This window comes from Jeotgalibacillus sp. S-D1, from assembly GCF_004358665.1.
Lineage (GTDB): Bacteria > Bacillota > Bacilli > Bacillales > Jeotgalibacillaceae > Jeotgalibacillus.
The window spans coordinates 284,111-301,127 of record NZ_SMZR01000003.1; the positions used below are offsets into that span (position 1 = coordinate 284,111).

Consider the following 17,017-nt stretch of genomic DNA (forward strand, 5'->3'; position numbering starts at 1 on the left):
TTTTCTTTTCGCTCTATTTTGCAACACTTTTTAATTAAATAAAATTACCATTAATAAATATGTTGCAAAAAAGCGCTTTCAGGTTTAAAATCATTTAGTGAAAGCGCTTTATGTTTTAAAACAAGAAGATTTATTTATAAAGGGGATGTAAAAATGAAGATTAAAGCTACACTTGAACGTATTCCTGGTGGTATGATGGTAGTTCCATTGTTGCTTGCTGCAACACTTAATACAATCTCTCCTGATTTACTGAGAATTGGAAATTTTACACAGGCACTATTCGTGGACGGGGCAAGTACGTTAATCGCTCTTTTTCTCCTGTGCACCGGTGCACAGATCAACGTAAGAAATGTCGGTGTCAGCCTGGGTAAAGGGGCAACCCTTTTAACTGTTAAATGGATTGTCGGAGCAGCTGTTGGTTTGCTTGCTTACATGTTTGCAGGTGAGAATGGGCTTTGGCTCGGACTTGCGCCAATTGCTGTTATTGCTGCTATGACAAACAGTAATGGCGGACTTTATGTGGCACTTGTGGGGCAGTACGGTGATAAAACAGACCGTGCAGCTTACTCGCTTCTTGCATTAAACGATGGACCATTTTTGACTATGGTCGCATTGTCTATTTTTGGGGCAATGGGCTTTGTCGATGGATTGTTCTCTGTCACATCATTCATTTCTGTTTTACTTCCGATCGTAATTGGGATGATTTTAGGAAACCTTGATGAAGACATGAGAGACTTCCTGAACAAAGGCAGCTCCATGCTGATCCCGTTCTTCGCCTTTGCACTTGGTATGGGCATCAACTTCGGGGCGATTATTGAAGGTGGTCTTGCCGGTGTAGTGCTTGGACTTCTGACTGTATTTGTAACCGGTACTGCCGGCTACCTTGTCTTTAAAGCCATGAAATGGAATCCGATTGTCGGCGCAGCTGAGGGATCAACAGCTGGAAATGCCGTGGCTACACCTGCTGCGATTGCTGCAGCAAGTGCAGGCTTTGCAGCAAATGTGGAAATTGCCACTGTACAGGTCGCTGCATCCGTTGTCACTACTGCCGTTTTACTCCCTCTGTATGTTGCGTTTCTTGTGAAAACGCTTGAGAAAAAAGGAGTAAGATTGCCGGAAGATTATCTAACGGAAGAAGACACAAAAAACGTATCTTAGACTCAAATGAGGGATTTGAATGATAAAAATGATAGGAATTATAGCAGACGATTTAACAGGGGCGAACGATAGCGGCGTACAGCTGACGGAAAAAGGCATTCCGACCTCCGTACTGTTTGAGCTGTCTGACCGATCGCACCATATGGACAGCGGGCTGGTCATTGACACGAACGCCAGGGCCATGAACAGAGAAAACGCTTATCAACAAACGAAGGAAGCGGCTCTTTATTTAAAGGAAGCGGGCTATCAGACTATTTATAAAAAGATGGATTCAACCTTAAGGGGGCATATTGGCACCGAGCTGAAAGCAGTGAAAGAAGTGTTTGAACCTGAATTTGTGTTTATCACTCCTGCTTTCCCTGCCCTGCATCGCACAACTAAAGATGGCGTCCATTATATAAAAGGTCAGCTAGTATCGGAAACCGAGATTTCAAAGGATCCTAAGCACCCTGTCACAGAATCCTCTATTCCCTGCCTGATTGAGAGGGAAATTGGAGAAAAGGTCGGGCTGCTAAAAAAATCAGATGTTGCAGATGAACATTCATTTAATGAACAGGTCCTGTCTTTTAAAGAAAAAAGCATTGAATATGTCGTGTGCGATGCAGAAACGGAAGAAGATCTACGGTTATTTGCAGGCAGAATGAACCGCCTTTCTTCCAACGTCCTTTGGGCAGGATCTGCCGGGCTTGCTGAAGTTCTTCCTGAAGTGTTGCAATTACACACAAAGCCGGCCGAACGCCAAATTGAACCTGCTGATCAGGTAATTACCGTTTGCGGCAGCCTGTCCGGCGTCACGCAGGAACAGGTACGCTATGCTGCTGAACAAGAAAATGTAATTGGCATAGAAATTGATACACTGAACATTTTTTCCTCAGAATGGAATGAAATAAGAGTACTGTATATGAAACAATGTGAAGAAGCATTAAAAAGCAAACTGCATCTTGCCATTTACGTTCCGTCTAACGCTGAAATCAGAGAAAAAGTGAAAAACCGTGGTCATCAGCTTGGGTTATCAAGCTATGAAATTGGGGAGCAAATTTCCACAGCTCTTGGAGAAATAGTAAGAGATCTTGCGGCCCGTTTTCCCGAGCTGCGAAACTTCGTTTTGACAGGTGGAGATACCGCAAAAGAAACGGCAAAACTACTTGGCGGCTATGGTATTAAGCTGATTAAACAGATCGAAGCAGGCATTCCGGCAGGCGTGTTAATTGGACCTAAAAAAGAATTGACGGTTGTTACGAAAGCCGGTGCGTTTGGAGACAAGCAATCCATCTACCGGGCGATGTGCGAATTGAAAGGAGTGGCTGTTCATGAGTAAAAAACCGATTATTGGCATTACGATGGGTGACGGCGCAGGTGTCGGACCTGAAGTAATCATTAAAAGCTTACAACACAAACATTTATACGAGGAGTCTCATCCCGTTGTCATCGGGGATGCTTCGCGCCTTGAAAAAGCAGCCCAGCTGCTGGATTTAAACATTGTCATAAAAAAAATCAGCGAGCAGGATTCACTTGCCTCTACCTCTTTTGGCGAAATTCACTGCCTGGATCTTAATTTACTGCCAGCTGACCTGCCCTTTGGAAACGTGTCTGCAGAAGCAGGTAATGCCGCTTTTCAGTACCTTAAAAAAGCGATTGAACTGGCCAATGAAGAAAAAATTGATGCAATCTGCACCGCTCCTCTGAACAAAGAGGCGCTTCACAAAGGCGGGCATCAATACCCGGGACATACAGAAATCCTGGCTGAATTAACCGGCACAACTGACTTTTCAATGATGCTTTCCTCACCAAAGCTGAAGGTCATTCACGTTACAACGCATGTAGGACTGATCGATGCGATTAATATGATTAAGCCCGAGCGTGTACTGAAGGTGATTGAGCTTGCCCACGAAACCCTTTCAAGATCAGGCATTTCATCGCCGAAGATCGGAGTATGCGGCATCAATCCTCATGCCGGAGAAAATGGTCTGTTCGGCTACGGCGAGGAAGAAGAAAAAATCATGCCGGCGATCGAAAAAGCACGTGCTCAGGGCATAAACCTGGAAGGTCCCCTGCCGGCTGATACCTTGTTCTTCCGAGCCCAACGAGGAGATTTTGATATTGTTGTCGCCATGTATCATGACCAGGGCCACGGTCCAATCAAAGTACTCGGACTCGAATCCGGTGTCAATATCACAGTCGGTCTGCCGATCATCCGAACAAGTGTAGACCACGGAACGGCATTTGATATTGCCGGAAAAGGCATTGCCGATGAAGGAAGCATGCTAGAAGCCTTGCGCCAGGCGATTGAACTGGCGCCGGAAAAATAAAAATTGAAGCACCTCCGGCATCGTACATCCGGAGGTGCATTTTTGTTTCACGTGAAACTTCAAACATTCCTTTTTGCATATCACAGGCTTTATATTTTCAAATGTAATATAAAGGCATGCTGGTAAATTGATGCTGATCTTCTGATAAGTCAAATGCTGAAAATTAATTGATCGTCGTATGTATGGTTGTATTCCACCAATTCTACTGAAGAGTTGAAAATGTTCATCCGCAAAACTACCTCCAATATAAAACGATTATAGTTAAACGCTGGCCGGTTTTTGCTTCCATTCAAGCGGCGGCAGGAGCTCTTTTTGCCTCTCACACATCTCATCGATCATCGCGCAGGCCTGGTAATAGGAAGGTGCCTGAGGATCAAGAAGGACTGCCTGAAGCAGCTTCGTCTTAGAATTTTCCTCAAACGCTTCGATGAGCAGCCGGTGAATCATCCCCTGTATGTGAATGGTGCCGATGACCGCCGTCGGCAATTCGACAGCCATCGGCTTCAGTACGATTCCGCTTCCATTGACAATTGCCTGTGTTTCAACGGCCATATCATCCGGCAACCCTTTAATCGCACCCTTATTCGGCAGATTAACGGCGTTCAGCCCGATCTCTTCATCAAGAAACATGGCTTCAATAATGGGAATTGCGTATTCCCCGCTGGCCTGCACCTTTTCCTTTTCAAAGGTGTAGGCTTCCTCCATCCACTTCTCTTGTGTCAGTACCGGTTCATGAAGCTCTTTATCCAGGGTGCCGCCGCTTGCACAGTAAACAAATTCAGGGACTGCCTCCCTATTTGCCCAAGGCGTCTCCCGTGTAGGATCATAACGGAATTGCAGCGGAAGGCCAGCATAGAAATCACCGGCATACGATATGTATTCTCCGCAGTGATTGGTGCCTGGGTACGGATAATAGCCGTATGTTCGGAACATGGTCCTCGACAGGGCAAGGTGGTCAAATTGCGCCAGCCTGTTAGCCTTTTCTTCTTTTTCATAAAACAACGGATATAAATCTTCACCCGTTCTCTTATCCCAAACCCTCGTAAAGAAACCAAAGTGGTTAAGACCTCCGCCTTCAACCCCAATATCCTCAGGATCCATTTCAAGAAACTGCGCCAGCTGGTCAATCCCCATATCCATCCCATGGCAAAGACCTACAATATTAATGGAGGTCAGCTTGGAAACCGCTTCGACAAGCTTGGCCTCAGGATTGGTATAATTGATCAGCCAAGCATTGGGGCAAACCTCCTCCATCGTCCGGGCAATGGTAAGCATCGGCCCAAGGTTCCTTAACGTGTGAAACATGGAGCCCGGCCCTCCGTTTTCCCCGTAAATCTGTTTGCTGCCGTATCGGCGCGGAATATGAAAGTCCTGGGACCAATAAAAATACCGGTCGACCTCGATGGCTACAATGACAAAATCAGCACCAGAAAGCGCCTCTTTTAAATCCGTCGTCTGATCTATAGAGGCTGGGTGGGAGAAGCTGTCAAACAAGTCTGATGCATATTGAAAGGTCCTTGTCAGATTTTCTTCACTTATGTCCATTAAAACAATACTCAGAGCAGCATTTTTCTTCAATTTTTCTGATAAAACTAAATCATTGAGCGCACCCAGGGCAAACGACACACTTCCTGCACCGATAAGCGCTACCTTTAAATTTTTCATCGATTGACTCTCCTTTGTCCTTGTTTTATCACCAAATATTCTGCTCCAACTACTCCAGCATCCGGCTCGAATTCATAGTCTGCAAGCTTCATTTCCTCTTTGTTTCCCCTGGCACTATATATACGCTCATCTATCAGTCCTTCTTATCTGCATAAATTTCAATATAGCGGGCTGCTGCTCTGTCCAGAAAAAAGTCGACATGATTCAATCCAAGCAGCTGCTGGGCAGGCAGACCAGCCTCAGGGTTTGTAAAAATCTCCTTCGCAATTTCTGCTTTTCTTTCCCCGGTGATGGCTACAATGACCCGCTTGCTTCGAGTAATCTGCTCCAGTCCCATCGTCAGCCCTGAATCAAGCTCAACAGGGCTATTAAAATACTTTTGCGCCACTGTTTTCGTCGTTTCTGAAAGCGGAACTACCGTGCTATAGTTTAATGCCTGGCAGCCTGGTTCATTTAATCCGATATGACCATTCATTCCAACACCCATCAAACTGAAGGTAATGGGATGCTGAAGAATAAAATCGTCTATTTTCTGACATTCAGCCTCCAGACTGGAGGAAGTGCCGTCAAAAAATTCAATCTGGCTTCCCTTCAACCCGATGAGGGAGAATAGATCCCTATCCAGCATCTGGTAGCAGCTTCCTTCAGAATTTCTTTCGATCCCTGTCCACTCATCCAGGCTGACAATTCGCAGCTTGGAAACACTTGTTCCATTTGAAAAGCTCTCAGCAAATTTCCGGTAGCTTTTTTGAGGTGTACTACCAGAAGCAAGGCAAAACACCGGCTCCTCTTCCTGCGTTAAATTACTAAGCATTTCCTTAGCAATTTCCTCCGCAAGCTCCGCTTCATCGGGAAAAATTCTGATCATGCCTTACATCTCCTTTTAAACAGAAATTATATTGATCACTTCATTTTGAAGAGCCTGTACAGCTGCTCCGATCGCTGCGGAATGTGGAGAGGCGCTATAGGTGATGACAGGCTCCAGATTCGCATATTGATCAACATATTTTGAGATATTTGCTAAAATCCGTTCCGGGGATAGTGCAATCGTTTTTCCGCTGACAATAATATGGCTGATGCCTAAGATACTGATGATGTTCGCAATGGTCAGAGCAATGTGACTTGCGATGAAATCCTCGAGCTTAGATCTGTCCACCGCCGACTTCACGTCATATTCCTTTTCTAGATTTTCAAGCCCTAGTCTGCCTTCCAGCCAGCCGACTGATGAAGACGTCCTTTTATAGTCAGGATCAAAGCACATATACTCAAGCTCCCCCGCGCTTGCATTAAAACCTCTGTAGAGCTCCTTATTGATAATAAGCCCTGCCCCTATCCCCTCACCGGCTGCGATATGGATAAGGTCCGTTACACCTAAGCCGGGATCGAGGCTTCTGAACTCGGCAACAGCCGAAGCATTCACATCATTTTCAAGATAGATCGGCAGCTTTACCCTTTCGGTGAGATTGCCGACAATCACTTCGTAGCGGAAATTTTCTTCTTTATTTTCTGCCACTCTCATCCTGATCGTCTTTTTCTGATTATTTATAGCCCCGTCCACACCGATGCCTATTCCCAGTATCGTACTATTTGTTTCAGCAGCCTTCTTTCTCATCCAATCCACTATTTCTTCAAAAATGGAAGCAAACTCCGTGCTGTAAAAAGGGATATCGGATTCCATCGAAAAGCAATCGATGATTTTGCCATACAAATTGACGAGCAGCGCTGTGATCATTGATCCTATTTTCTGGATGCCGATCGTGACATAGCTATTTTCATTAAAACGGTATACGGTCCTTTTCCTGCCCAGGCCGCCTGAGCCCTCACGGCTTTCTCCCGTTGCTGTTACCAGCCCGATAGCGTCAAAAAAGTTAACCACCTTGCTGACTGTAACAAAGCTCATTGCCGTCTTCTCAGTAATTTCAACCTTCGCCAGATTAGGATTTTGTAATAAGATATCAAAGATTATTTTTCTGTTTTCATCCTTAATATCGTTCGGTAAATATGACCTCATGTTTATCCCTCTTTAATATTTAATATCATTAATTAATAAACTTAAATAATTAATCAAAAATTTTTTAAAAAATATTCTGTATATTCACCTAGCATTATAGTTATTTTCTGATATATCCGTCAACAGTAAATTGGAAAAATATTATGCAAAAAACCAAAGGCTGGAGAGCCTTTGGTTTACTGTTGATTGGGTTATTCATTTGTATCTGTAAGATTAAGCAGTTCTTACAGAAAAATTCACATCAATATTGCCGCGTGTTGCATTTGAGTAAGGGCAAACCTGATGTGCTTCGTTTACCAGGCTGCGTGCTGATGCTTCATCCAGGCCTTTAACAAGAACATCCATTTCAACTGAAAGCACATAGTTTCTTTCATCTTTATTCAGTGATACATGTGCTGTTACTTCAGATCCGCCGTGTTTCACATTGCTCATCATCGCAACCATGTTAAGTGCTGAATCAAAGCAAGCTGCATAGCCCGCTGCGAAAAGCTCTTCCGGATTGCTTGCCTCTTTGCTGGCATTTGGTCCCGGCATTGCAAGTGCTACATCGACTACGCCGCTTTCTGAGCGTACGCGCCCCTCACGGCCGCCTACTGCTGTTGCTGTTGAAGTAAATAGTTTTTTCATCATTCATTCCTCCTGATCGTGAGTAGTATGTTATAATTAAGTTGTGTACAATTTAATTCTACACAACTTAATTTTAATTGCAATTATTTTGATTCTCCAGGGAGGAAGTTTTATGAACCCTTTACATTTATCCAATCAGTTGTGCTTTCCTTTTTATTCAATTTCCAAAGAAATTATTAAGCGATACCGGCATATATTAAAGCCCTTAAACCTTACTTATCCTCAATATTTAGTGATGCTTGTACTGTGGGAAGAAGACCATGTTACGCTTAAATCAATTGGTGAACGCCTGCAGCTTGATTCAGGCACGTTGACGCCTGTTGCCAATAAGCTGATCGAAGCGGGCTATGTAAAAAAAACGCGCAACCCGGAGGATGAACGACAGCTGGTCATTCAACTGACAGAGCGCGGCCATGCGCTGCAAAAGGAAGCCGAACAAATCCCGGTTAAAGTTCATGACATTTATGGGTTAAGTGAGGAAGAATATGTTCGGTATAAAACCATGCTGGATGATTTATCGATGAAGCTTGGGCTTACTTCGAATAAGGAAAAATGCTAAGGAGAGATGTCTGATGAAAAACTCAACACCTGAAGAAAAGGCAAAACAAAAAGCAAAGGGCATTGGACTCTTTGCCTTTGTCATTGTTTTTGCCGGCGGGATTGCGGGGATGTTTTTGGATTGGCTGTTTTGACGATGGCCAGCGTGCCGAATCTCTTCTTCGTTCACTTGGCGGCCAATTTAATCATTAAAATTCAGATGAAATGATAGATCAGGTTTTTATTTTAGCCCCTGCGGAAACTTAAATACATTGAACGGATCGTATTTTTCGTTCACCCGGTTCAACCGGGGGGCATTATCGCCAAAGTATTCACGCTCGTAGTTTTTAAGATGACTGATTGGGAAATTGACAAAGGAGCCTTCGGTTATTCGTTTAATATAGGCAAAGCGCTCGCGGACCCACTCCCTGTTTTCCATGGCAAATGCATCATCTGACCAGACTGACTGTATGCCCATAATATACCTCGCGTCTCTGTAAAAGAAAGCCGTGTCCCTTTTCCCGACTTCTGTGATTTCACCTCCCATTGCATAAAAAGAAACAGCCGCATAATCGGAGCCTTCTGCAGGGTTTTGAACCAGCTCAGCAATTGTCTCAAGCTCATCAAGTGAATAGCTCCTTTGGACAAACCTGCCTGTCGATTTGAACTTTTCGTATGGAGGATAGGTGGCTTCCACCTTTTTCACCGCTTCAAGAAAGGATGATTCCTCAAGCTCCAGCCGGAACCCTTCCACCACGGAAAAAGGTTCCAGAATCTCACGGGCCTTTTCCGGCGAGCCATAAAAAAAGCCCCTCGCAAAAATCCCCAGTCCTTCTCCTTCCGCATTGTAAAAGCTTGCAACAAGGGTCATGCGTTTATCCAATTCCTTCAGCCAATTTTGCCATATATTCATCACCTGCGCCTGCTTCTCACTGGTGGTCCCAACGTAAAAGAAGCTGACAAGCGTCACCGAACTGTTTGCAGGCTTAGGCAGCTGAAACTTCATGCTCACAACCAAACCAAAGTTGCCTCCTCCTGCACCCCGGCAAGCCCAAAAAAGATCGGAATTACGGGATTTGTTTGCTTTGATGAGCTTTCCCTTGTAATCTACCAGCTCCAGCTCAAGCAGACTGTCACACCCTAATCCATAAAGTCTGCTCGAATATCCCCAGCCTCCCCCAAGCGTAAAGCCTGATACTCCAACAGTCGGACAGGTTCCACCAGGGAATACATAGCCATTGGAGCCGATGAGATCATAGACATCCGTATTTTTTGCTCCCGCTCCCATCTTCAGGAGGTTCCGCTTCTTGTTCAATTTCAACTCGTTTAATCGGCTAATATCGATCACCAATACACAATCACCTGTTGAATACCCTTCATAATGATGTCCGCCAGACCTGATTCGGATACTTACATTACGCTTGCGTGCCCATCGGATTGCGTTCACCACATCACGCTTCCGCTCACAATAAACGATTACCAGTGGAAATTTGTTAATCGCACGATTCCATTCCTGCCGTGCCTCATTATAAAACGGATCCTTCGGCGTCACCACCTCGCCAGTAAGTCCTTTTAAATACCTTGAATCCAACCTTCACATCTTCCCTTCTATTAATACTAAATAGTAGTTTTATCATTATAGTATTCTAGGGGGTAGCGGTGTGGGTTCAGGGGGTAAATCCACTAAGCTGCAAGCGGAATTAAATAAAACGGCATAATAAAAGGCAAAGAGTATGGCGCTCTTTGCCTTTTGTTTTGATGTCCCAAAGTCTTTTTAAACTTTGGAACATCCTCTATTGGTCAGTAAAACATCTTCTTACGACTTCCTCATAATAAGCTGGCGCAGCTTCAAATTTTCTCCAAAGTGAAGAATTCCTTTTGGATAAATCTTTGCCGCAAAATAACCGAACACAAATGTTGTGATGACAAGCAAGCCGATTGAGATCGTAATCTCAAAAAGGGAAGCAGCGTCTTTCATAACAAGAATGATCATGTTAAACGGTGATGTAAAAGGAAACAGTGCCAGAAACTTGGATAGCGCTGATGTAGGGTCATCCATGACAAAGAGGATGCCTGAAAAAGCACTTGCCATTAAAAGTATCGAAATGGGCATTGTTGTTCCGTTCAGTTCCTCCGGACGGCTTACCATCGAACCGAACACGGCATACAGTGAGGCATATAACAAATACCCCAACAAAAAGAAGATGAAGAAGTACACACAGTGCTCGACTGTTAAAGCTGAAAGATTCAGTTCGAAGTTTCCTAAACTTTCGGCTGGTTCCACAAGACCTGATTTAAGATAAAGCGCGACACCTCCAAAGAAGGCGGTGAACTGTACGAGGCTCGCTAAAGCAATGCCGAATATTTTCCCGAAAATCATTGATAGAGGATTTACTTTTGTTACCATGACTTCCATGACTCTTGAAGCTTTCTCAGAAGCCACCCCTGTCGCAATCGTGGTGCCGTACATCATAATCGCCATTAAAATAAACATCAGCATCAGATATGTCACAAACACCGAAACCTCGTTCTCCGCTGTGAAATCTCCTTTTTCCATCGTTACCGGGACGAAAAGAGCCTGCTGATCCGCTTCCGAAAGACCATTATTCAGAGCAATTTTTTGGACATTTTTTGTTTGCAGATACATGGACAATTCCGAGTTTAATTCGACGTCATTCGTTTTAGAAAAATAATTAACGGAATAGTTGCTTGAAGTCTGATCTATTACGTATAAACCCAATATTTTTCCTTCTTCAGCATCCTTTTTATACTCACTCATCTGAGTGGCGGTGCCTTCTTTCCACCTCCAGGCAGACAATTGCTGTTCTAATTCCGCAGCCTCGATATCAGAGGTGTTTAAAATCACCACTACTTCTTCTTTTGGCGCAGAAAAATTCTCAAGAATGCTCGGCAGCGAGATCGCAAAGATGGAAATCATGATCAAGGCAAACGTTGTGAGAAGATATGACTTCGATGTCACGCGCTCTCGAAATGATTGTTTGAACACCAAATAAAAATTCCTCATGGTTAATCCCCTGCCTTTTCAATAAATATTTGGTTCAAAGATGGATCGGCAATGCCGATTTTTCGAATATCAACGATGCTTTTTAATTTTTCAATTAGGTGCAGACCCTGTTCCATGGTTTTCACCTGCACTTGATATTCCTTTCCCTTTCTGACAAAATCCGTTTGCATTCCCGTCAAATGCTCCTCTAAGGGCTGAGGTGATTCAATATTCACGTATTTAAATCCATATTGGGTCTTGATGTCATAAATGGATCCGGAAAGCACAACCTCTCCGTGCTTCATCAGGTAGACCCTGTCGCAGAAAGACTCTACGCTTTCCATTCTGTGGCTGGAGAATATCAGTGTTTTGTTACGATGAATAAGGTCTCCTATAACTTCTTCGAGCATTTGTGCATTCACAGGATCAAGTCCGCTGAAGGGTTCGTCCAGGATAATGAGATCCGGATCATGCATAATCGCTGCGATCAATTGAATCTTTTGCTGATTTCCTTTTGATAAATCCCCTGTGTCTTTTTTGATATACTCGTTTATCCCTAATCGCTCGATCCATTTCAATGCTTCCTGTCTCGCAGCTCGCTTACTCATGCCTTCCAATTGACCGAAATAGATCAATTGGTCCAGCATATTCATCTTTGGGTAAAGCCCTCTCTCTTCAGGTAAATAACCAAGCTTAACGTCTTTACGTACTAACGGTTTACCACCCCATTGAATGCTCCCGCTCTCCTGCTGCAGCAGCCCCAATATCATTCGGATAGTGGTCGTTTTTCCTGCACCGTTTCTCCCCAGAAGACCAACAGCTTCCCCTTGATTGACAGATAACGATAAATTTTTCACAGCGTGATATGGGCCGAAGTGCTTGTTAACATCTTTGATTGTCAAATTCATCATGTATCTCCCTTTCTTCTATAAAAATACTTTAATCAATGCAACAGTAAGAACACCTGCTACAGCGAGCAGTCCATATACTAGTAGGTTTTTCATCTGATCATCTCCTTTACTGTAATCCATTGAATGGTCGTTTCTTTAGAACGTACCTTTTTCTTTTGTAACGTAACTTTTAGTTCACCATGTAAGAGTATTGCGTTTTGATAGCTCTCAATAACTTGTACTTGCTCCTCTGACGGCATTTCTTTATGAATGAGCCCCAGACGGTAACCGTTCTCCTTTGAAATGAAAGAATCAATTTCCCCTATTTTTTTTAAATAACTGTGAGTGAAATCAATCTCAAAGCGGCCGGATTGACTGACTCCTTCTACAGCCTGGGGATCCAGGATGAGAAGGTGGGGCATGGGAAAATCAGTTGCCTGAGTTGAAGCACGGAAGCAGATCTGAGCAAGCGTATTTAAATGTATAAGAGGTTCATTTACACATTTTTCATCATTTGCATTCTTGAAAATCGTAAACGGGTAGGCGATATCCATCATCATTCCTCCTTTTGATAAAAATTTCAATAATTCCAATAATACCGGGACGTTTTCATCACCTCTGTTATGCATCGAAAACAGGTTTGGGTAAAAAGTCATGTTGAATATTGCAATTTCTTCAGAAAAAAAAGAGAAATTTTTACTAATTATTTTTAACGATGCTTCCGCTTTATGATGAATACAAGAAGAAAACATCAAACACAAAGGGGATTAAAAAAATGAAAAAACTGCTTGTTTCTCTTACCATTATTGCTTCTATTACACTAGCCACTGACTATTCTGCAGACTTTCCAGCAACTGACGTACATATTGAAATGGCTGAAGAAGATATCCTTCCACTTGACCGGGAATCTGATGTGATGTAAACATAAAGTTTATTTAGAAGTCATTCAGTTTAAACTGAATGACTTCTTTCATTTATAAAGCCTTTTGATAGATGGGATCGAGTATTCCTTTCACTCTGTCCTGCTCATAAAAGTGATCCAGATACTCGTTGGAAGCACCTTCGATTCCCATCATTTCCTCATCAGACAATTCAACAGGAGCATGGTTATTCGTTAATCCGTGATCTTTCTTTTGCAAAAAACTAAGAAAATACTTTTTCATTCTAGTCCCTCCCCTTATTTTTTCTACTTTCCGATTGCCTGCAAGGAATCATAGGCACTAATAATTCCCGGTCCAAACTTCTTCTTCGAGTCTGCCTTCATAGCGCCTTCATCTAACAGCTTTTTAATCTCGCGGACCTTTGGTTTCTTTCCGTGCACTTCTTCATATTCTGCAATGACAAGGGCTGCAGTCGCTGACACCTTAGGGGCAGCTAAGCTCGTTCCCATCATGAATTCATACCCCTTTTCAAAGCCGGCATAGGTACTGGTTGGCGATTGAACTAAATGAGTCGGATAGGTTGTAAGTGTCATATATCTCACGTCATAGATTCCCTGATCGGCAAGTGGTCCGAAGTCTCCTCCCGGTGATCCAATTGACACATTCTTGCCGTAGTTCGAGTAGGAGGTTAAAGCATTGTCTTTATTTGTGGCAGCAACCGTATACACACGATTTAACCCCCCTGGCATATGAAGCTGGGCATCGCCCGGGTACCCTCGGGCCTCTGCCAATTCTTTTGCATTGGAAAGATCAAATCCTATATTTTCTGTACCAGCTGATGCGACCACGAAGCTGTTTTCTCGTTCTGCAAATTTCAGCGCCCGTTCATACGCTTTATGTACAGCTTTTTCTTCCTTGTTTTTTAAAGATTTGTACACACCCAGACTTAGATTAATAACATCCATATCGTCCCTTGCTGCTGTTACAATCGCTTCAATAACATCGCTTGAATCCGCATTTCCGGTATGGAATACTTTATATGGAACCAGCCCGATACCTGGAGCAACCCCCTGGATATTCCCGTTTGCTGCAATTGAACCAGCCACCATCGTGCCATGGCCCATGTAATCCTGTGTATCCGTAACCCCGTCAATGAATGATCGGCCTGTTGAAACAATATTGTCCTTTAAATCAGGATGATTGAAGTCCAGGCCGCTATCTACAATTCCGACTTTCACGTCGTGGTTTCCGCCTTCAATGTCATAACTCGCACCGTTCTGAGTAACAAGGTCGATATCCCACAGCCACTTCTTATAGAGGGAGTCTTCCTCACTGTTGAGTTCTTGAGAAGGTGAGGCAGCGGACTGGATCACTGCCTTCGGTTTATTAGGTGGCATGAACCGCATCCCATCAGGCTGGACATCACCCGAAGTCACCGTGGGGTCTTTACCTGTTTCTTCAATAAGCGTCCCATATTTACTTTGAACTACTTTCTCAACCGCTACCCCTTGAGAGATACTGGAAGCTTTAACCGTTAATGTCGCTATTTCTTCTATTGGATCAATCACTGCCCCTGAATCTGTTTTTTGAATATCCGCGACAATTGATTTTAAATTCACACCCTCCTGAAACAGATAAACCGTTTTCGCTTCATTTTCTTCCGGTCCAGTCAACTGGGCAGATAAAGATGAAGCATGGACAGATGAATCGAAACCATTCATACCCGCTGCTAAAGTAAGAACGACCAATAAGTTTCTGGTTAATTTAAGCTGAACGTTCATTTTTCAACTCCCCTATCAAAGTTTGAGCTTTACATAAATTGTAGTAGTACCCTTTTTGTTTAGATAATTCCTTATGATTGCCAACCTCTACGATTTGTCCATCCTCCATAACGATAATTCGATCTGCGTTTTGAACGGTGCTTAATCTGTGGGCAATGACAACTCGCGTACAGGACATATAGTTGAGCTCGTTATCAATGGAGCTTTCCGATAATGTATCCAATGCACTTGTCGCTTCATCAAGAATGAGAATAGGAGGATCTGCAACTAATCCCCTGGCGATCAATAAACGCTGCCTCTGTCCTCCGGAAAAGTTAGCACCAAACTCCGAAACAGTGGTTTCAAAATTCAATGGAAGATCCATTATCTCTTTGTATATATTTGCCTTTTTGGCAGCACCGATCACACTGGCCTTCTCAATGTGTGTTCTTTGGGCTGTAATATTTTGGGCAATTGTTTTATTAAAGAGCCGGGCTTCCTGAAATACCACACCCATCGATTTGCGCAGCGAGGAAAGATTGATCATCGAACTGTCTTTCCCATCAAATTTAATGCTTCCTGATGTTGGTGAATAGAGACCTAGAAGCAATTTAACCATGGTGCTTTTGCCCGATCCGGAAGATCCAACAATTGCCACTTTTTCTCCAGCATTAATTTTAAAAGATACATCTTTAATTGCCAGATCACTAAAGTGGTTATGTCGGAATGATACATTTTCAAACTCAATGCTCCCTTTAAAAGCAGCTTGCTGCATATTCTCCTTGTCATCATGATTTGTCACCTCTGATTTTGCCTGCATGACATCATACAAGCGCTGAAGATAGGAACCTAAGTAGGTGAGCTCTCCATATCCGCTGCCAATTGAGATGATGGGGGTAATAAAGGCCATTGCCAGCGCATTAAAACCTAAAACGGTGCCCAATGTCATAGAGCCGTTAAGAATAGCCGGGCTGCTGTACCACAAAAGAAACACCGGAAGGATAAACTGAACAGAAGAAGCCACTGTGTTGATTGATGAAACCCATATCGACCGTTTTTCAGCACTTCTCAGCTGATTATGAAAAAGATCGCGCCATTCAGAAAACACCATTTTTTCAAGGCCCATCACTTTAATATCGCTAATTCCATTGATGCTTTCTGACAAAATCCTCTGCACTTTTGATTGAGCTGAAACGTCCTGGTCCGATAACTTTTTTGAAACCTTTGTGCTCGTAACTAATAGGACAAATACAACAATGCCAATTACCAGCACCATCGAAGTCATTCGGACCGAGTATTGAAACATCACGGCCAAATAAGTGAATACCAAAATGCCATCAATTAAAAAGGAAATTACCTTTGTGGATAGAATTTGTCTGATATACACATTCGAGTTAGCCCGGAACAACAATTCACCAACTGAACGATTTTCAAAGAAATTATATGGCAAGGTCAAAAGTTTGCCTATGAACCGTTCCATTAATGTTTTATCGATGGTGGTCTGGAGTTTAGCGACCAGAAACCCCCTAAACCATGAAAGAAGTTGAAAACTAATAAATAAAACAAACAATCCAATTCCAATTGAACTCATCGCATCCCCGTTTTTCGGGATAATGATGTTATCCGTTATCCACGTGGTCATCCATGGAACAACAAGAGTAAATAGCTGCAAAACAAGCGATCCAAAAAGAATAAAAATGATTAGTTTAGGTTTACTTAGCGCAAATGATAAGAAGAATTTAATGTGTGACGGACCCTTTTCTTTTACAAATTGCTCCGTAGGCGTTAAACAAAGTGCAAAACCTGTAAATTTTTCGTCAAACTCTTCATGACGAATTTTCCGTCTCCCTAAGGCTGGATCTACTACCACAACATGATGGGTAGCGATGGATTCTAAAACGACATAGTGCTTATTCTCCCAATGGATAATTGCCGGCAGTGTCATGTCCTTAAGAGCTTCTTTTGTAGCTTTAAACCCTTTTACATCTAAATCGTAATGTTTTCCAATAAGCATCAGCTGATAAAGGGATGTTCCTCCTTTGGGAACACCAAAGGTTTCTCTTAGTTCAGCTAACGAGACATATTTTCCATGAAACGAAAACACCATCGCCAGGCTTGCCAGCCCGCATTCACTGTGTTCCATTTGCTCAATAAAAGGAACTTTATTAGCCATGG

General features: G+C 43.1%; 16 protein-coding genes. 5 read left to right on the forward strand and 11 right to left on the reverse strand.

Translation table 11 applies throughout. From position 1 onward, the window contains the following. Positions 1–153: 153 nt before the first annotated feature. Genes E2R51_RS12190 through pdxA form a run of 3 tightly spaced genes read left to right on the forward strand, consistent with a single transcriptional unit; the run spans position 154 to position 3,467 of the window. Entirely contained in the window at positions 154–1,158 is a 1,005-nt protein-coding gene (locus E2R51_RS12190; protein WP_133377351.1) for a 2-keto-3-deoxygluconate permease, read from the forward strand. 19 nt (positions 1,159–1,177) lie between these two features. Continuing rightward, positions 1,178–2,476 (forward strand): four-carbon acid sugar kinase family protein, encoded by a 1,299-nt coding sequence (locus tag E2R51_RS12195; RefSeq protein WP_133377352.1) that lies wholly within the window; start codon positions 1,178–1,180, stop codon positions 2,474–2,476. Beyond that, a complete protein-coding gene (gene pdxA / locus E2R51_RS12200; RefSeq protein WP_133377353.1) occupies positions 2,469–3,467 on the forward strand; it encodes a 4-hydroxythreonine-4-phosphate dehydrogenase PdxA in 999 nt (332 codons plus the stop codon). The genes E2R51_RS12195 and pdxA overlap by 8 nt, the downstream gene beginning before the upstream one ends. A gap of 261 nt (positions 3,468–3,728) precedes the next feature. Here pdxA and E2R51_RS12205 read toward each other — a convergent pair whose 3' ends face one another. From E2R51_RS12205 to E2R51_RS12220, 4 genes are all read right to left on the reverse strand, one after another. Further along, positions 3,729–5,132: a family 4 glycosyl hydrolase gene (locus tag E2R51_RS12205; protein ID WP_133377354.1), complete on the reverse strand. Its 1,404-nt coding sequence runs from the start codon at positions 5,130–5,132 to the stop codon at positions 3,729–3,731. Positions 5,133–5,265: 133 nt separating this feature from the next. Further along, positions 5,266–6,000, reverse strand: a complete 735-nt coding sequence (locus E2R51_RS12210; protein ID WP_133377355.1) for a 6-phosphogluconolactonase — start codon at positions 5,998–6,000, stop codon at positions 5,266–5,268. Between the two features lie 15 nt (positions 6,001–6,015). Further along, entirely contained in the window at positions 6,016–7,143 is a 1,128-nt protein-coding gene (locus E2R51_RS12215; RefSeq protein ID WP_133377356.1) for an ROK family protein, read from the reverse strand. Between the two features lie 213 nt (positions 7,144–7,356). Beyond that, entirely contained in the window at positions 7,357–7,770 is a 414-nt protein-coding gene (locus tag E2R51_RS12220) for an organic hydroperoxide resistance protein (protein ID WP_133377470.1), read from the reverse strand. Between the two features lie 112 nt (positions 7,771–7,882). Here E2R51_RS12220 and E2R51_RS12225 point away from each other — a divergent pair, with 112 nt between their 5' ends. Beyond that, on the forward strand, positions 7,883–8,329 hold the full coding sequence (locus tag E2R51_RS12225) for a MarR family winged helix-turn-helix transcriptional regulator (RefSeq protein WP_133377357.1): 447 nt from the start codon (positions 7,883–7,885) through the stop codon (positions 8,327–8,329). 219 nt (positions 8,330–8,548) lie between these two features. Here E2R51_RS12225 and E2R51_RS12230 read toward each other — a convergent pair whose 3' ends face one another. The 4 genes from E2R51_RS12230 to E2R51_RS12245 form a co-directional block, all read right to left on the reverse strand. After that, a complete protein-coding gene (locus E2R51_RS12230; protein ID WP_133377358.1) occupies positions 8,549–9,898 on the reverse strand; it encodes an FAD-binding oxidoreductase in 1,350 nt (449 codons plus the stop codon). A gap of 225 nt (positions 9,899–10,123) precedes the next feature. After that, complete coding sequence (locus E2R51_RS12235) at positions 10,124–11,332, reverse strand: ABC transporter permease (RefSeq protein WP_133377359.1); 1,209 nt, start codon at positions 11,330–11,332, stop codon at positions 10,124–10,126. A 2-nt stretch (positions 11,333–11,334) separates the two neighbouring features. Then, positions 11,335–12,219: an ABC transporter ATP-binding protein gene (locus tag E2R51_RS12240; RefSeq protein WP_133377471.1), complete on the reverse strand. Its 885-nt coding sequence runs from the start codon at positions 12,217–12,219 to the stop codon at positions 11,335–11,337. A 92-nt stretch (positions 12,220–12,311) separates the two neighbouring features. Further along, positions 12,312–12,755, reverse strand: coding sequence for a hypothetical protein (locus tag E2R51_RS12245; RefSeq protein ID WP_165967214.1), 444 nt, complete (start codon positions 12,753–12,755; stop codon positions 12,312–12,314). A gap of 221 nt (positions 12,756–12,976) precedes the next feature. On the opposite strand from E2R51_RS12245, the gene E2R51_RS19835 reads away from it, so the two are divergent. Further along, positions 12,977–13,123 (forward strand): hypothetical protein, encoded by a 147-nt coding sequence (locus E2R51_RS19835; RefSeq protein ID WP_165967215.1) that lies wholly within the window; start codon positions 12,977–12,979, stop codon positions 13,121–13,123. A 52-nt stretch (positions 13,124–13,175) separates the two neighbouring features. On the opposite strand, the gene E2R51_RS12250 is transcribed toward E2R51_RS19835, so the two are convergent. The 3 genes from E2R51_RS12250 to E2R51_RS12260 are packed head-to-tail and all read right to left on the reverse strand — an operon-like array spanning position 13,176 to position 17,015. Continuing rightward, on the reverse strand, positions 13,176–13,364 hold the full coding sequence (locus tag E2R51_RS12250; RefSeq protein WP_133377361.1) for a hypothetical protein: 189 nt from the start codon (positions 13,362–13,364) through the stop codon (positions 13,176–13,178). A gap of 23 nt (positions 13,365–13,387) precedes the next feature. Further along, positions 13,388–14,863 (reverse strand): S8 family serine peptidase, encoded by a 1,476-nt coding sequence (locus E2R51_RS12255; RefSeq protein ID WP_133377362.1) that lies wholly within the window; start codon positions 14,861–14,863, stop codon positions 13,388–13,390. Beyond that, positions 14,847–17,015 carry a peptidase domain-containing ABC transporter gene (locus tag E2R51_RS12260; RefSeq protein WP_133377363.1) on the reverse strand — a complete coding sequence of 723 codons (2,169 nt, stop codon included), beginning with the start codon at positions 17,013–17,015 and terminating at the stop codon, positions 14,847–14,849. The genes E2R51_RS12255 and E2R51_RS12260 overlap by 17 nt, the downstream gene beginning before the upstream one ends. Positions 17,016–17,017 lie beyond the last annotated feature (2 nt).

Bases quoted from the DNA above. Each gene is read 5' to 3' on its own strand.
- pdxA (WP_133377353.1), top strand. From the start codon at position 2,469: ATGAGTAAAAAACCGATTATTGGCATTACGATGGGTGACGGCGCAGGT.
- E2R51_RS12245 (WP_165967214.1), bottom strand. From the start codon at position 12,755: ATGGATATCGCCTACCCGTTTACGATTTTCAAGAATGCAAATGATGAA.
- E2R51_RS12260 (WP_133377363.1), bottom strand. From the start codon at position 17,015: ATGGCTAATAAAGTTCCTTTTATTGAGCAAATGGAACACAGTGAATGC.
- E2R51_RS12255 (WP_133377362.1), bottom strand. From the start codon at position 14,863: ATGAACGTTCAGCTTAAATTAACCAGAAACTTATTGGTCGTTCTTACT.
- E2R51_RS12250 (WP_133377361.1), bottom strand. From the start codon at position 13,364: ATGAAAAAGTATTTTCTTAGTTTTTTGCAAAAGAAAGATCACGGATTA.
- E2R51_RS12235 (WP_133377359.1), bottom strand. From the start codon at position 11,332: ATGAGGAATTTTTATTTGGTGTTCAAACAATCATTTCGAGAGCGCGTG.
- E2R51_RS12220 (WP_133377470.1), bottom strand. From the start codon at position 7,770: ATGAAAAAACTATTTACTTCAACAGCAACAGCAGTAGGCGGCCGTGAG.
- E2R51_RS12240 (WP_133377471.1), bottom strand. From the start codon at position 12,219: ATGAATTTGACAATCAAAGATGTTAACAAGCACTTCGGCCCATATCAC.
- E2R51_RS12205 (WP_133377354.1), bottom strand. From the start codon at position 5,132: ATGAAAAATTTAAAGGTAGCGCTTATCGGTGCAGGAAGTGTGTCGTTT.
- E2R51_RS12210 (WP_133377355.1), bottom strand. From the start codon at position 6,000: ATGATCAGAATTTTTCCCGATGAAGCGGAGCTTGCGGAGGAAATTGCT.
- E2R51_RS12190 (WP_133377351.1), top strand. From the start codon at position 154: ATGAAGATTAAAGCTACACTTGAACGTATTCCTGGTGGTATGATGGTA.
- E2R51_RS12215 (WP_133377356.1), bottom strand. From the start codon at position 7,143: ATGAGGTCATATTTACCGAACGATATTAAGGATGAAAACAGAAAAATA.
- E2R51_RS12195 (WP_133377352.1), top strand. From the start codon at position 1,178: ATGATAAAAATGATAGGAATTATAGCAGACGATTTAACAGGGGCGAAC.
- E2R51_RS19835 (WP_165967215.1), top strand. From the start codon at position 12,977: ATGAAAAAACTGCTTGTTTCTCTTACCATTATTGCTTCTATTACACTA.
- E2R51_RS12225 (WP_133377357.1), top strand. From the start codon at position 7,883: ATGAACCCTTTACATTTATCCAATCAGTTGTGCTTTCCTTTTTATTCA.